The organism is Flavobacterium sp. P1_E4 (assembly GCF_056405915.1).
On the sequence record NZ_JBFUBE010000019.1, the window covers coordinates 25,906 to 38,341 of the forward strand.

Annotated in this window: 15 protein-coding genes; all 15 read right to left on the reverse strand. The window is 33.4% G+C overall.

Features of this window, described 5'->3' with window-relative positions; translation table 11 throughout:
• Positions 1-15 precede the first annotated feature (15 nt).
• The 15 genes from AC1DY0_RS15505 to AC1DY0_RS15575 all read right to left on the reverse strand — a co-directional run bounded on the left by AC1DY0_RS15505 (position 16) and on the right by AC1DY0_RS15575 (position 12,421).
• Positions 16-1,080, reverse strand: coding sequence for a beta-ketoacyl synthase chain length factor (locus AC1DY0_RS15505; protein ID WP_477189489.1), 1,065 nt, complete (start codon positions 1,078-1,080; stop codon positions 16-18).
• Positions 1,081-1,089: 9 nt separating this feature from the next.
• Positions 1,090-2,292: a beta-ketoacyl-[acyl-carrier-protein] synthase family protein gene (locus tag AC1DY0_RS15510; protein ID WP_477189490.1), complete on the reverse strand. Its 1,203-nt coding sequence runs from the start codon at positions 2,290-2,292 to the stop codon at positions 1,090-1,092.
• A 104-nt stretch (positions 2,293-2,396) separates the two neighbouring features.
• Complete coding sequence (locus AC1DY0_RS15515) at positions 2,397-2,654, reverse strand: phosphopantetheine-binding protein (protein WP_111411481.1); 258 nt, start codon at positions 2,652-2,654, stop codon at positions 2,397-2,399.
• A 2-nt stretch (positions 2,655-2,656) separates the two neighbouring features.
• Positions 2,657-3,274 carry a 3-oxoacyl-ACP synthase gene (locus AC1DY0_RS15520; protein WP_477189491.1) on the reverse strand — a complete coding sequence of 206 codons (618 nt, stop codon included), beginning with the start codon at positions 3,272-3,274 and terminating at the stop codon, positions 2,657-2,659.
• A complete protein-coding gene (locus tag AC1DY0_RS15525; RefSeq protein ID WP_477189492.1) occupies positions 3,274-4,404 on the reverse strand; it encodes a beta-ketoacyl-[acyl-carrier-protein] synthase family protein in 1,131 nt (376 codons plus the stop codon). The genes AC1DY0_RS15520 and AC1DY0_RS15525 overlap by 1 nt, the downstream gene beginning before the upstream one ends.
• Positions 4,401-4,853: an acyl-CoA thioesterase gene (locus AC1DY0_RS15530; RefSeq protein WP_477189493.1), complete on the reverse strand. Its 453-nt coding sequence runs from the start codon at positions 4,851-4,853 to the stop codon at positions 4,401-4,403. Before AC1DY0_RS15530 ends, AC1DY0_RS15525 begins: the two co-directional genes overlap by 4 nt.
• Positions 4,828-6,111: an ABC transporter permease gene (locus AC1DY0_RS15535; protein WP_477189494.1), complete on the reverse strand. Its 1,284-nt coding sequence runs from the start codon at positions 6,109-6,111 to the stop codon at positions 4,828-4,830. Before AC1DY0_RS15535 ends, AC1DY0_RS15530 begins: the two co-directional genes overlap by 26 nt.
• Complete coding sequence (locus tag AC1DY0_RS15540) at positions 6,101-6,799, reverse strand: ABC transporter ATP-binding protein (RefSeq protein ID WP_477189546.1); 699 nt, start codon at positions 6,797-6,799, stop codon at positions 6,101-6,103. The genes AC1DY0_RS15535 and AC1DY0_RS15540 overlap by 11 nt, the downstream gene beginning before the upstream one ends.
• Before the next feature lie 70 nt (positions 6,800-6,869).
• Positions 6,870-7,868: a BtrH-related acyltransferase DarH gene (darH, locus tag AC1DY0_RS15545; protein ID WP_477189495.1), complete on the reverse strand. Its 999-nt coding sequence runs from the start codon at positions 7,866-7,868 to the stop codon at positions 6,870-6,872.
• Entirely contained in the window at positions 7,868-8,257 is a 390-nt protein-coding gene (gene DarG / locus AC1DY0_RS15550) for a flexirubin biosynthesis protein DarG (protein ID WP_477189496.1), read from the reverse strand. The genes darH and DarG overlap by 1 nt, the downstream gene beginning before the upstream one ends.
• 7 nt (positions 8,258-8,264) lie before the next feature.
• Complete coding sequence (locus AC1DY0_RS15555; protein WP_477189497.1) at positions 8,265-8,735, reverse strand: hotdog family protein; 471 nt, start codon at positions 8,733-8,735, stop codon at positions 8,265-8,267.
• Between the two features lie 11 nt (positions 8,736-8,746).
• Positions 8,747-9,181: a hotdog family protein gene (locus AC1DY0_RS15560; protein WP_477189498.1), complete on the reverse strand. Its 435-nt coding sequence runs from the start codon at positions 9,179-9,181 to the stop codon at positions 8,747-8,749.
• A gap of 5 nt (positions 9,182-9,186) precedes the next feature.
• Positions 9,187-10,320 (reverse strand): dialkylresorcinol biosynthesis protein DarB, encoded by a 1,134-nt coding sequence (gene darB / locus AC1DY0_RS15565; RefSeq protein WP_477189499.1) that lies wholly within the window; start codon positions 10,318-10,320, stop codon positions 9,187-9,189.
• Positions 10,321-10,330: 10 nt separating this feature from the next.
• Entirely contained in the window at positions 10,331-11,239 is a 909-nt protein-coding gene (locus AC1DY0_RS15570; protein WP_477189500.1) for an NADPH-dependent FMN reductase family protein, read from the reverse strand.
• A gap of 300 nt (positions 11,240-11,539) precedes the next feature.
• Complete coding sequence (locus AC1DY0_RS15575; protein WP_477189501.1) at positions 11,540-12,421, reverse strand: LpxL/LpxP family acyltransferase; 882 nt, start codon at positions 12,419-12,421, stop codon at positions 11,540-11,542.
• Positions 12,422-12,436 lie beyond the last annotated feature (15 nt).

Sequence of the window (12,436 nt, forward strand, 5' to 3'; positions counted from 1 at the left end):
TTACGATTTTATGTTTCAACAGCTCGAAATTAAAGTGAAACTATGGTCAATTCCATTGCGTTGATTGTACAAAAGAATAGTTTTATAGGATTGTTTGTCCAACGCATTTAGCTTTACAATATCAGGAATATTTTGAGTTTGGATAATTTTGGTTCCAACCCATAATCCAAATGCCGAAGCAGTATCGTACTCCCCACTCAAATGCTTGTAATATACTTGTGGAGTGTTTGCAAAAGTAGTATTCGACAGATTTTTATAATATAAGTCAGAGTCAACATCACCGTTATATCCAAGCAATACAGCATCGACATCAGTGATTTCTAAACTATTGGAAGCCAGAAAAGAAAGGATTTTATTTTCAACTTCCGACACATTTAATTTATTAAGGATTTCTACATCCAAGACTTCAGCAATTGTATTTTCTTTAGTTTCGTTTTCTAAAACAAAAAAAGTAGCGCCTTCACCAAAAACTACTCCTTTTGTTGTTGATTCTAAAATCGAATACGGACCTTCATTCTCTTTCTTTATAAAACCCGCCAATCTAAACAGTGACATGGTATAATCGGCAGTTTCATCAATTCCGCCAACCAATATGCTTGAAGCATCCTCTTCTTCGATCATCATTTTGGCATCAAAAAGAGCCGATTCAAAAGAAACCGAGCCATTTACATATGTCAAATTATAAGCTTTACAATGCATTCCTAAAGCAATTTGGCCTCCAACCGTATTATGTGTCGATTGAATAAAAGAAGTAGGCGTCAAGAATTGCTCACCATTATCCAATATGTTTTTCAAAAACTTTTCAGAGTCTTCGATACATCCCATTCCCGTTCCTGTAATAATTGCATCAACGGTTTCTAATTGTGCTTCTCCCAAGGCAAGCGTTGAAGCCACAATTCCATTTTTAACTCCTTTTGCCATTCTTCTAATAGCTACAGGCGATATAAAATCTTTGTAAACGGGAGTTTTTAGTGGCAAAATAGTATCATTTTCGTTTAATTCTGCTTCTTCAAAAAAAACAGTGTCAAACGTTTTTTGAGCCGAAATACAACCTAATCCATTGATATATGTCTTTTTCATACGTTGTTCTTATTCGCTTTTAGAAAATATAAGAGTTGAACAATTTCCTCCAAATCCAAAAGAATTAGAAAGTACGTGTTCAATGTTTTTATGTTTTAAAGTAGTTTGTGGCAGAAGATTAAATTCTTCCATTGGTGTTTTAAAATTAAGATTCGGGAAAACCACATTATTCTGAATGGCCAATACACTGTAAACTGCTTCAATAGCAGCCGCAGCCGCCAAAGTATGCCCAGTAAACGGTTTGGTTGAACTAAAATCCGGAACTTTACTTTCTCCAAACAATCGGGCTATCGCTCTACCTTCGGACAAATCATTATTGGGAGTTGCTGTACCGTGAACATTGATATAATTGATTTGTTCTGGTTGTAATTGGGCTATTTTAAAAGCTTTTTCCATAGCCAAGAAAGCACCATCACCATTTTCTGAAGAGGCAGTCTGATGAAAAGCATCATTTGCATTTCCATAACCAGAAACTCGTGCTAATACTTTTTTATTTTCCTTTTTCACCAATTCCTCTGATTCCAAAACCAAATAAGCAGCGGCTTCACCAAGATTCAAACCGTTTCTGTCATTATCAAATGGCTTATTGTAACCATCAGACAAAATCATAAGCGTTTTAAAACCATTAATAGTAAATTTGGACAAAGCATCGGTTCCTCCTACAATAACGCGATCCAATTTACCTGATTTTATCAATCGTGCCCCTAACATAATAGCATTTGCAGCAGAAGAACAGGCCGTACTAATCGTAGTGACCATACCTTTTAGTCCTAATTCACTGGCGATTTTATCGGTATTATCACCCGCATTATGACTACTAATGTATTTTACAACTTCAGGATTATCAAAATATTCGTGGTAATAGCGTTCCGTCATATCCATCCCACCCACACTCGTAGCCGAAATTAAGCCAGTCCTGTACTCATTAATCGAAGTTATTCCTGCATTTTTCACAGCTTGTTTGGCTGCAATTGTTCCCAGCATAGCCGTTCTGGAAAAATTATTATCATTTCCTAATCGCAATTCTTCAACTAAATCTTGATTGGTTTTCTTTATTTCGCCAACCTTTATTACATCAACATGTACCGTCGCTATATTTTCGATACTTGTAATTCCTGCTTGACTATTCAACAATGCATTGTAATTCTCCTCAACCGAATTCCCGATTGAAGAAATAATACCCATTCCTGTTATGGCGATACCTTTATGCATTTTAAATTTCTTAGATTATTGGACTTTTGGACTATTAGATTACTCACTCTTCTTTTTTAGAAACCGATTAAAGTCTAAAAATCAAAGAAGTCTAAAACCTAAACTTACTTAACTCTATTTTCAGCGATATATCCAGCCATTGTTTCTATAGATTTAAAAATAGTTTTTCCCTCTTTCGGGTCAACTAATTTAATTCCATAATCTTTATCCAGCATTACAATAAGTTCCAATGCATCAATAGAATCAAGTCCCAATCCGTCGCCAAATAAGGCATCATCATCGTTTATATCTGCTATTGCTATATCTTCTAAGTTTAAAACTTCAATGATTTTACTTTTTAATTCTTGCTTTAATGCTTCCATAATTATTGATTGTATAGTTTTTTTAATATTTCTTGATTGTGTTCTATTTCGCCTTTCTTATCCACTAAATATAGAAAGGCTTTGTAATCTTCATTATAATATTCAACCCAGCCACATAATACTTTATCCGCTTTTTTGGTTTCTAAAAGTATGGCACTGTATTTCTCCATAAATTCAGGGTTGTAATCCACAAATATAAAGAAAGAATTTTCGCTTTTCAATTGATGCTTGATACTAATTTCTCCCAAACATATATTAGGCAAGGTATAAACAAAAACGGCTGGACTTGGATAATAATTTTCCGGATCTGAAATTGAATTTTGGTATTTTACATCAGTATCTAAACTTGATGACTTGTTAGCAAATACCAATGCCGTATTATTTTCTGTTGAGGAATCACCTTCAGTTTTCAGAAGTAATTCTGCCCCCAAAAAAGCCAATTTACTCAAATTATCCATTTTAAAAAACTTAGGATAATTCATTTCCAAATACTGATACGTTTTCTTTGAAAAATCAGAAAATGAGTTTGGTTCCCTGCTAAAAACAACTTCCCCATTCAGCAAAATTTGATTATTCTGAATGGTACAAAAAGATTTTATATAGGCTTTATTTGCTGTCATTAGTTTACTTTTTCGAATAAAACTGCCGTATTACAGCCACCAAATCCTGATGCTGTTTTTAGAAAATAACGAATATTTTTATCTTCATTTTTTTCTATGACATTAATTGGCTGACTCACTCCAATGGTATCAAATCCCAATGAAACAAACAATTTATTTTCTAGTACCGATTGAATTCCAATTACGGTCTCCAACAATCCTGAAGCCCCTAGTGTATGCCCATAAAACCCTTTAAGGCTATTCAGCGGAACATTCTCAAGTCCTAATCTATTCAATGCTATGGCTTCCATTTCGTCATTAAAAGGAGTTGCTGTACCGTGTGCCGAAATATAATCTATTTGATCACTGTTTATTTTGGCTTCCGCCAAAGCACTTTGAATGCTTCTATAAAGCCCTTCACCTGTTCTTGATGGTCCAGAAATATGATTTGCATCATTGATAGAACCATCTCCTAAAATCTTTATTTTGGCATTATCTTTATTTGAAGAAATCAAAACTGCAACAGCAGCTTCTCCCAATGTTACTCCTGCTCTATTTATTGAATACGGTTTGCATGGCAAATCACTCATCGCCTGAAACGAATTGAATCCTGACAAAACAAACTTCGAAACTTCATCGCCAGCCACCACAAATATGTTGTCATACATCTCGGCTTGAATCAATCTTTTGGCAACTGAAACAGCTAATATTCCAGAAACGCACGCATTTGAAACTACAATAGGTTCCGTTTTAAATTCGAAAAAATCAGCAACAGTTTTTGCTAATTGATCCAAATACGCAGGTTCTATATTTTGATTTTCTAATGCAGTAACATTCCCCTTTGTTGTAGAAAGTATAAATGCAGTTCGTTCATTCAAAACAACTTTTGATTTTTTGATGATTGGTTCCAAAGCCAAAATCATCATTTTCTCCAATCTGGAAAAATTCTTGTCCAAAGTCAGTTTGGCGAAAGCCAAATCCAAATCGGCATCATTAATTATGGAAGCATAAAATGGGACATTAAACAACTTAGGCTTCTCATGCAATTGAATACCTGAAACAGCATCCGCAATGTTTTTTGTATTGGAAGCCACATCAAACCCAATGGGTGTAATGCAATTTGTTTCGGTTATATATACTTCTTTTATCATTCTTTTATCAAACCCACTTTCCTTTTCCATTCTTCAAAAAATGGAGGATTCGTCAACATTAATTCGCCTTGATTATCCAAAAAAACCTGAATAGTTTCTCCTGTACAGGCAATTTCATTTTTGGCATCAAATATCTTGTATCTAAAAATCATTTTTGCCGCTGGCGAATCAACAATAGTGGTTTCTATACGAATCACGTCGCCATAACGCAGTGATAATTTATGTTCACAAGTCGATTTTACAATTGGAGTAGTATAACCCCTATCAGCAATATCCAAATAGGAAATCCCATGATGACGGCCAAAAGCTTCTCTTCCATCTTCAAAATAAGTAATATAGTAACCGTGCCACACTATTCCTAGCGGGTCAGTTTCGTTGAATCGTACCCGAATCTCTTCTGAAACGGTCAAATCGGTTGCCTCTTTATACAGCTCTTTTCTTCTTATCATACAGCAATGCTAATGTTGTGGTAACTACGAAAAATAAAAATAATAAAAATAATTCTGGAACCAAATCCCAAAGTGATGCGTTTCGCAAAAGTACATCATAAAATGCTTCAAGTCCCCAGTTCATCGGTGAGGATTGTGCAATGATTTGCATTATTTTAGGCATAGCAAATACAGGAACCCAAACTCCACCAATTGCCGCCAAAATAATCACAGAAGTAGCACCAAAAGGAGCCGATTGTTCTTGCGTTTTGGCAATTGTTCCCAATAAAATTCCAAAACCAATCGCAGCTAAACCTGAAAACAAAGCAACAACACTCATCAAAATAAGATGCCCTTCCACGTTAAGTGCCGGTAAACCTAAATGCGGAAATAAAAATATGGCAACAGCAACCATCATATAAAATTGAATCAAACAAATGATTAAATACATAACTGTTTTACCTGCCAAAACAATATAATTGGAAACTGGATTTGTTCGTAATCGAATAAAAGTCCCTTGTGTTTTTTCCTTTACCATGTTTATAGACAAAGGAATTACGATAAAAAATATAGCAAAAAGCGTCCAAGCGGGAACATTATGCTGAACCGAATTTGGAGTAATATCTTTATTATTGATTTTAGGGACAATCTCTTTGAAGGTAATAAAACTTTTTTGTTCAAATTTGGCATCTTCTTCCCCTAGTTGCTGTTGAAAAGTAGTATAGATTGATTTGGTCTCTATTTGAGAAATCATTTTGTCAATCCCATTCATTACGCCACTTTTAAAACTCAGCTGCACAGCAGGGTCAAAATAAAGTTTGACTTCTTTTTGATTAACTAATTTAGCCTTTGATTTTGTTGCCAAAGAATCAGCAAAGCCCAAACTACTAACAATTTTTTGGACATTCTGATCAATCTTAGCTTGCAAATCGGTACTTAAATGAGATGGTATAACAATAGCCAACTGGTATTTGCCCTTAAAAACGGCTTCTTTGGCGACAGCCTCCGTAATTGCTCTATTATCTATAGTTGTAACAACACTAAAAGCATTGCTTTTTTGTAAATTATCAAAAATCGTTTTTGAGACATTTCCTTTGTCATAATCAACCAAAAGGATTGGAATTTTGGCATCATTAACCATTTTAAAAGTACTATCCTGAATGAGCGTAACCGTTATGATTAATACCAACGGCATCAAAAAAAGAGTCACTACCCCACCCATATCCCGTTTCAACAACAAGAATTCTTTATAAACAGACATCCAAAGTTTATATAACATCTCTCAGCTCTTTTCCGGTTAATGAAATAAAAACATCTTCCAGATTTCTGGCATTTGCAGTAGCGGAAATTAAATCCTTTGGTGTTCCTTCAGCATGAATAATTCCTCCATCTATGATAGCAATATTGGTACAAAAATCCTGTGCCTCCGATAAATGATGCGAAGTATAAATAATGGTAGTTCCAGTTTTGTTGAGTTCCTTAAGATAACCAATAATAACATTTTTTGAATGCACATCTACACCTACGGTTGGTTCATCAAGGAAAAGAATTTTAGGATTATGCAGAATTCCTGCAATCAAATTCACACGTCGTTTCATACCTCCCGAAAAAGTCTCAATACGCTTGTCAGCAAATTTCAATAGTCCCAAAAAATCTAGACTATCAATAACTTTTTCTTTAAGGTCATTCCCTTTTAAACCATACATACTCCCAAAATACAGTAGATTTTCCCTAGCCGTCAAGGTTGGATACAAAGCGTATTCCTGAGGAACGACACCAATGATTTTTTTGATTTCATTTGCATTTTTAGCGTAAACCAAATTATCAATTGTAAAAGAACCTGAAGTAGGTTTTATCAACCCGCAAAGTATCGATATCAAAGTAGTTTTTCCGGCACCGTTTGGCCCGAGTAAACCAAAAATTTGTCCTTTTTTTATATCCAAAGAAAAATCATTCAAAGAATACATTTCGGCATCTTTGTATATTTTAGACAAATTTGATATTTGGATAATGGATTTCAAAATGGTAGTATTTTTTTTAACTTATTGCTTTTTTCAACTTCTTAAAAAACACTTCTTCTCTATCGGCAATAGCCAAAAGCTCATCAGAAAGTGTATTGTAAACATCTACTTTGGTACTTCTATTTTTATAAACACGAGAAGCTTCTACAGCAAAATCTCTCCATAAATCACCAATTTCGGTCATTTCCAATGATAAAGTTTGTAGTTCATCATTTCCTAGTATAACGGCTGCTTCCTGTAAAAATGCAGCATATATAAATCGGAAACCACCACCACCTGTACCAATTTCTTCTTGCATTCTAACTATTTGAGCCAAATAATGATTGGCTTTCTTAGTTCCTTCTTTTATAGGCCATTTCTTAATCAGCTTGGCTACAAGTCGTATTCCCCGAACACCGATAATTGGTATTGGAGCCAACATATTACTGCAAGTGTCTTTAATTCCCTTAATAATCGCTCCTTTCAAATCGACATGAGCAGGAACCTGAATTGGATAATATATTTGACCTCTTGGAGCAAAGGCACCTTTGGCAAAGCGCACTTTTCTCAACTCCTCATGTGTCAAGGTAGTCACGTTTTCCATAATAGGATCGCTGATTAAATAATCAGTATCCGTTTTTCCATAGACCACCAAATTGTGAGCGTTAAAATGAAAACGATACTCATCTGGAAAATACGTTAAATTGTATACTCCAACCTGTAATCCAGAAGGAATATTATTTTTTAAATTTTCGTCTAATGCTTTAATGGCATTAGCTTCGCTAGAAAATTTTTGTCTTTTTATTTTTAATCCCAAACGTTTGGCCGCCTTATTAAAAATAGATCCTGGCATGGGTCTATAACTAATCGCAGGCGCATAATTCACTCTCAAAATAGGCAAATAAACAAAGAACAGTCCTGAACCAATCCCGAAAACCATAGGTTCACTAATGTTCAATCCGTTATGTTTTAACAAATTGGAAGCAACTCCATTCTCACAATGGGCCGATTGATGATGTGCAAAATTTGTTTCCATTAATTTGTTTTAAAATTTTTCAATTCTTCGATAGTAATATTGAATGAGTCTGCATATTTTTTCAGAATGGAATCGCTTAATCTTTCAAAAACTCTAGGCTTAAAGTGTCTTTTAACACGCCATTGCCACATACCAACATAACTGGAAAGTACTCCAATATCCATTCTGCAGAATTCCATATAATAACAAATGGGACTCACCTCATTATTCTCTACCTGTGCTTTTGCAATAGCAATTCGTTCACTTATTTCTTCAATAGAATTTGATAATGCAATAGCTTTGGGCTCCCAACCTGTGCTCAATGTGGTCATATAATTTCCCTTTTCATCAGTAGCATAAACCAATTCCGTAAGTTTTCCTTTGTCCTGTGGTACTTCGTCTTTTTTCATAATATTACTATGATTTATTTTCTTGAATAAATAGTGTAATCTCACCTTCCAAGAGCAATTCATCGGCTCTAAAAGTTCGACATTTCATGGTACACAAACTATAGGATTCTGTAATAAATTTAGATGCTAACAAAGCTTTTGTATTAATAACATTCCCAACTTGTGGCAAGGCATGAATTTTTAACGTTTTGATGCCGCTAATAAAACCAACTACATTCACATCCTCCTTATCATTATAATTTTCATCAATAAAATAATCTTTGGCGACTACGGATGAACAGGTTTGAGCCATATTTTCAACTAATCCTGATTCTGTAAAAAAACCATTCTCCAGAAATATATTGTCTGTTTTAATTTCAAACACGGTCTCCACTTTTTCATCATCCATTTCCAAAATCAAATCCACCATCAACATCGGAGCTCTATGTGGCAGATACTTTTTAATATTAACTGGATCTGAAGTTTGTTTGTTTTTCACGCTGTCCTCAATTATTTAGCCAAAACAGTCTTCATTTGACCTTTTGCTATTTCAACATCGTTCAATTTGGTCACAACATCAACCAAAGTAATTCCTCCAAATTCCTGTAATATCGAAACTGTTGTTCTTATTTCGTCATGAAGTTGGGGCAATTTATTTATTACAATATCTTTTACGGAACCAATATAACCTGTAGGTGCTTGTTCGTTTCTTAAATAAAACTGATATCCTGTATGTAATGCTACTGATTGCGCCATATGTTCTATTATTCCTGACTCAAGAAAATTATTCTTTTCTAGAAAAATGGCGTCATTTTGAATTGTAAACCCCGAAACCAATGATGTTTCCGTATAATCATACATTTTGTCCACCATTACAAAAGGAAACTTTTGTGGCAATAATTTTTCTACAAAATCCTTCTCGAATATTTTACTAGACTCTTTCACAGTCTTTAACAAACTTTTAAATAGGCTAATGCATACGAAAATCTACCGCTTTCTGGAATAGCAAGCAAAATTGTATCACCTTTTTTCAAACGGCCTGAATTCATTAATTCTTCCACCATTAAAAAAGCAGAAGCAGCACCAACATTACCTACATCTTTCAAGTTTATAAACCATTTTTCTTTTGGTAAATCAATACCTATTTCTGTTAGTCTATTTAACAGTCTATCTTCAAAATAATAGGAAGAAATATGAGGCATCAAATAAGTAACCTCTTCCGGTTTAACATTATTCTTTTCTAATGCCATTTTTATACAATCAGCTCCCTTTACAATTATATTTACATCTAAAAGTTTAACATCTTGTTTTATTGAAAAAACAGATTGTTCTAACCATTCATCCGACTTATAATCACTCCAAGGTTTAATATCCCCATTTTCTAATTTATCTCCGCCAGCATACATGCAAGTTTCTAATTCGTGTGCAAAAGAATAAGCTTCCATCCACTCAATTTTTAATGGATTTTCTCCTTTTGGTTCATTTTCCAATAAAAAAGCAGATGCTCCATCAGACAACATAAAACGTAAAAAATCCTTTTTAAAAGCTAGTATAGGCTGCTCTTCTAGTGTTTTTAAATTGACTACCTCATATTCGAATCTGTCTGCAAGCAACATGGATGAAAATCGCTCTGAACCTGTGCAAACTGCATTTTTAGAATTTCCGGATCGTACCGACAAAAAACCAAACTTTAGGGCATTCATGCCGGCATTACAAACACCTGCAGACGAATTTAATTCTACCGATTTGTTTTTAAAAAATCCATGAACCATTGAGGCATGAGAAGGCAACAAGTAATCCGGTGATGAAGTTCCGCAAGACAACACTTCCATGTCGTCTTTTGTGAATTCATCGTCAAACAAAGCCTCAATTGCTTTGAATGTTAATTCTGCATTGGTGTGTGTCGCCTTTCCATTTTTATCTAAGGCATAATAGCGGGAAGTAATCTTGTTATTTCTTAGAATCAAATTTTTAACTTTTGATATGGTATTATTGATCAAGCCCAAATAAGATTCCATTTCATCATTAGAAATTACTTTATTAGGCAAAAACTTACTTGTCTTTGTTATATAAACATCAAACATATTTTAAAATTTAAATTACTATTCCTTTATAATACGACTTTTCTTTCTTTATTTTATTTACCATCAATGGATAAAAAATAAGGTAAAATATAAACACTATTGGCGAGATTACCCATATTGCAACAAATAAATATATTTTGAAAACCTTAAGCCATGTTTTTCTTGATGCTCCTTTTTTAATGATAAAATTGGACCACATAGTAAAAATCTTGTTCCCTGTTCTATCTACAGTAATTAGAAATGGTTTCACTTTCACGGCATCAAGTTCTACTAATTTAAATTGCAAATTCTCTAAATTATTGTCATTTAAACAAGAAAGAATAGCTTTTCCAAATATTGATGATTCTTTAATGTCTTTATCCGAAACTCCCGGCAATGGAAAAATTCCCAAGTATTTTCTTTTAATTCCTGAAAGCATCCAGTCAAATATTGTAACAACACTAATTAAATTTCCAGCTCGGTCAACTAAAGCAATATTTCCTTTGAGGTGGGCATTGTTATCCTTTAATAATTTTTTTATTTTTTCCTGGGCAATTATCCACATATTTCTGGATCCGCTGATGGTTATTACAGGGGTATTATTAAAAAGAGTTTTTGCTTCTGGACTTTTCAAAAAAGAATTTACAGGAATAGAAGGAGACAAATACCAAACCTGATAATTCAACAGAATTAAATCAAATTTTGTATTCAAAATCTCAGGAGAAATTGGCTTTAAAGGCGTTGGAATCTGCAAAAAAGATTCTGGAAAAGCATCAAAAAAAGCTTCGCTATTCCAAGGAAAAGGAAATGGTTTTTCCAACTTAATTTCATGAAATATAACATTAATCTCATCTGAATCCAAAAGGGGCTTTGCAATGTTTCTTGCAATAGATTCCAATTGTCCGCTTTGGGAATAATAGACAACAAGGATATTTTTCATTTTTTTGCAATTTATAAAAGCTAATCTAAATAAAAAATATAATTTATCCTAATGGTCGTTTATTTGTTTAAAACGAAATACAGTCTTGCAATTAGGCAAACTATTCCACACAAAAACCAAACCTTTAATAATAAGAATGTTAGATCCGTAACTTCAAAAAAAAATAAAAAAATAATTGCAATTCTTTTTTCTTAGTCAATTCGCTGTTAAAGAGACAAAAACTCATAACTACAAAAACATTTTGCCTTTGAAACTATGAAGCATGAGATAAAAACAGAATAACAGTTTAAATAATTGTTATTATTTATCGATTTTATTCCAAAAATCAAAATAATTAAACCATTGCAAAGGGTATTTTTTAACCATTGATTCAACACTTTGGGTATATTCTTTCAACAATCCTTTTTCGTCACGATGCTTTACTTTCGCTTCTCTGGTATAAAGATGATAATGTAAATTGGGTTCTTTCATTACATAAACAAAAACAACCGGAACTTTTAAGCGGGAAGATATGAGAAACGGTCCTGCCGGAAAAAGAGCTTCTTCGCCCAATAATTCTTCACTCAGCGATTTTACTCCTTCTAAATACCTATCCCCTGTAAAACAAACGAGTTCATTTCTTTCTAAAGCCGAATTGATCTCAAATATATGTGACAAATCGTCTCCTATCAATATGAAGTTTATGGTCGGTTTTTCGGTTACACTTTCAAGATATTTTTTGATGGCGGTATGTTCCAGATCGGTAGCGACAAGGTTTATTTGAAAATCAACATCAACTTCGCTAAAAAAATGTTTTGCAATTTCAAAATTTCCAATATGGGCACTAATGAGCACTCCTCCTTTTTTTTCCTTCAAAAGTTTAATAATGATTTCTCCCCCATCATGTTCATAGGTGAACTTATCTTTCATTCCGGCACCAATGGCAATTTTATCTATAATAGTCTGTCCAAAAGTATAATAACTTTTGAAAACCATTCTTTTTGATTTTAAATAGGAATACCCCAATCTTTTTCTAAAATAATAAAAGATTGAGGTATTACTTTTTTTTAGGAAAAGAAAATAATAAGTTGCTACAAAATAAAGGATAAGATAAGCCGCTTTAATTCCTACTTTTTTAATAAAAAAAACAAAAATTTTGTATCCTAAAACAGTCCCTTTAGATTTTCCATCCCATTGACTCATTTTAAATTATGGATT

What these genes read in the sequence shown, in the direction of transcription:
- AC1DY0_RS15505 (WP_477189489.1), bottom strand. Translation starts at nt 1,080, where the DNA reads ATGAAAAAGACATATATCAATGGATTAGGTTGTATTTCGGCTCAAAAA.
- AC1DY0_RS15510 (WP_477189490.1), bottom strand. Translation starts at nt 2,292, where the DNA reads ATGCATAAAGGTATCGCCATAACAGGAATGGGTATTATTTCTTCAATC.
- AC1DY0_RS15515 (WP_111411481.1), bottom strand. Translation starts at nt 2,654, where the DNA reads ATGGAAGCATTAAAGCAAGAATTAAAAAGTAAAATCATTGAAGTTTTA.
- AC1DY0_RS15520 (WP_477189491.1), bottom strand. Translation starts at nt 3,274, where the DNA reads ATGACAGCAAATAAAGCCTATATAAAATCTTTTTGTACCATTCAGAAT.
- AC1DY0_RS15525 (WP_477189492.1), bottom strand. Translation starts at nt 4,404, where the DNA reads ATGATAAAAGAAGTATATATAACCGAAACAAATTGCATTACACCCATT.
- AC1DY0_RS15530 (WP_477189493.1), bottom strand. Translation starts at nt 4,853, where the DNA reads ATGATAAGAAGAAAAGAGCTGTATAAAGAGGCAACCGATTTGACCGTT.
- AC1DY0_RS15535 (WP_477189494.1), bottom strand. Translation starts at nt 6,111, where the DNA reads ATGTTATATAAACTTTGGATGTCTGTTTATAAAGAATTCTTGTTGTTG.
- AC1DY0_RS15540 (WP_477189546.1), bottom strand. Translation starts at nt 6,799, where the DNA reads ATGTATTCTTTGAATGATTTTTCTTTGGATATAAAAAAAGGACAAATT.
- darH (WP_477189495.1), bottom strand. Translation starts at nt 7,868, where the DNA reads ATGGAAACAAATTTTGCACATCATCAATCGGCCCATTGTGAGAATGGA.
- DarG (WP_477189496.1), bottom strand. Translation starts at nt 8,257, where the DNA reads ATGAAAAAAGACGAAGTACCACAGGACAAAGGAAAACTTACGGAATTG.
- darB (WP_477189499.1), bottom strand. Translation starts at nt 10,320, where the DNA reads ATGTTTGATGTTTATATAACAAAGACAAGTAAGTTTTTGCCTAATAAA.
- AC1DY0_RS15570 (WP_477189500.1), bottom strand. Translation starts at nt 11,239, where the DNA reads ATGAAAAATATCCTTGTTGTCTATTATTCCCAAAGCGGACAATTGGAA.
- AC1DY0_RS15575 (WP_477189501.1), bottom strand. Translation starts at nt 12,421, where the DNA reads ATGAGTCAATGGGATGGAAAATCTAAAGGGACTGTTTTAGGATACAAA.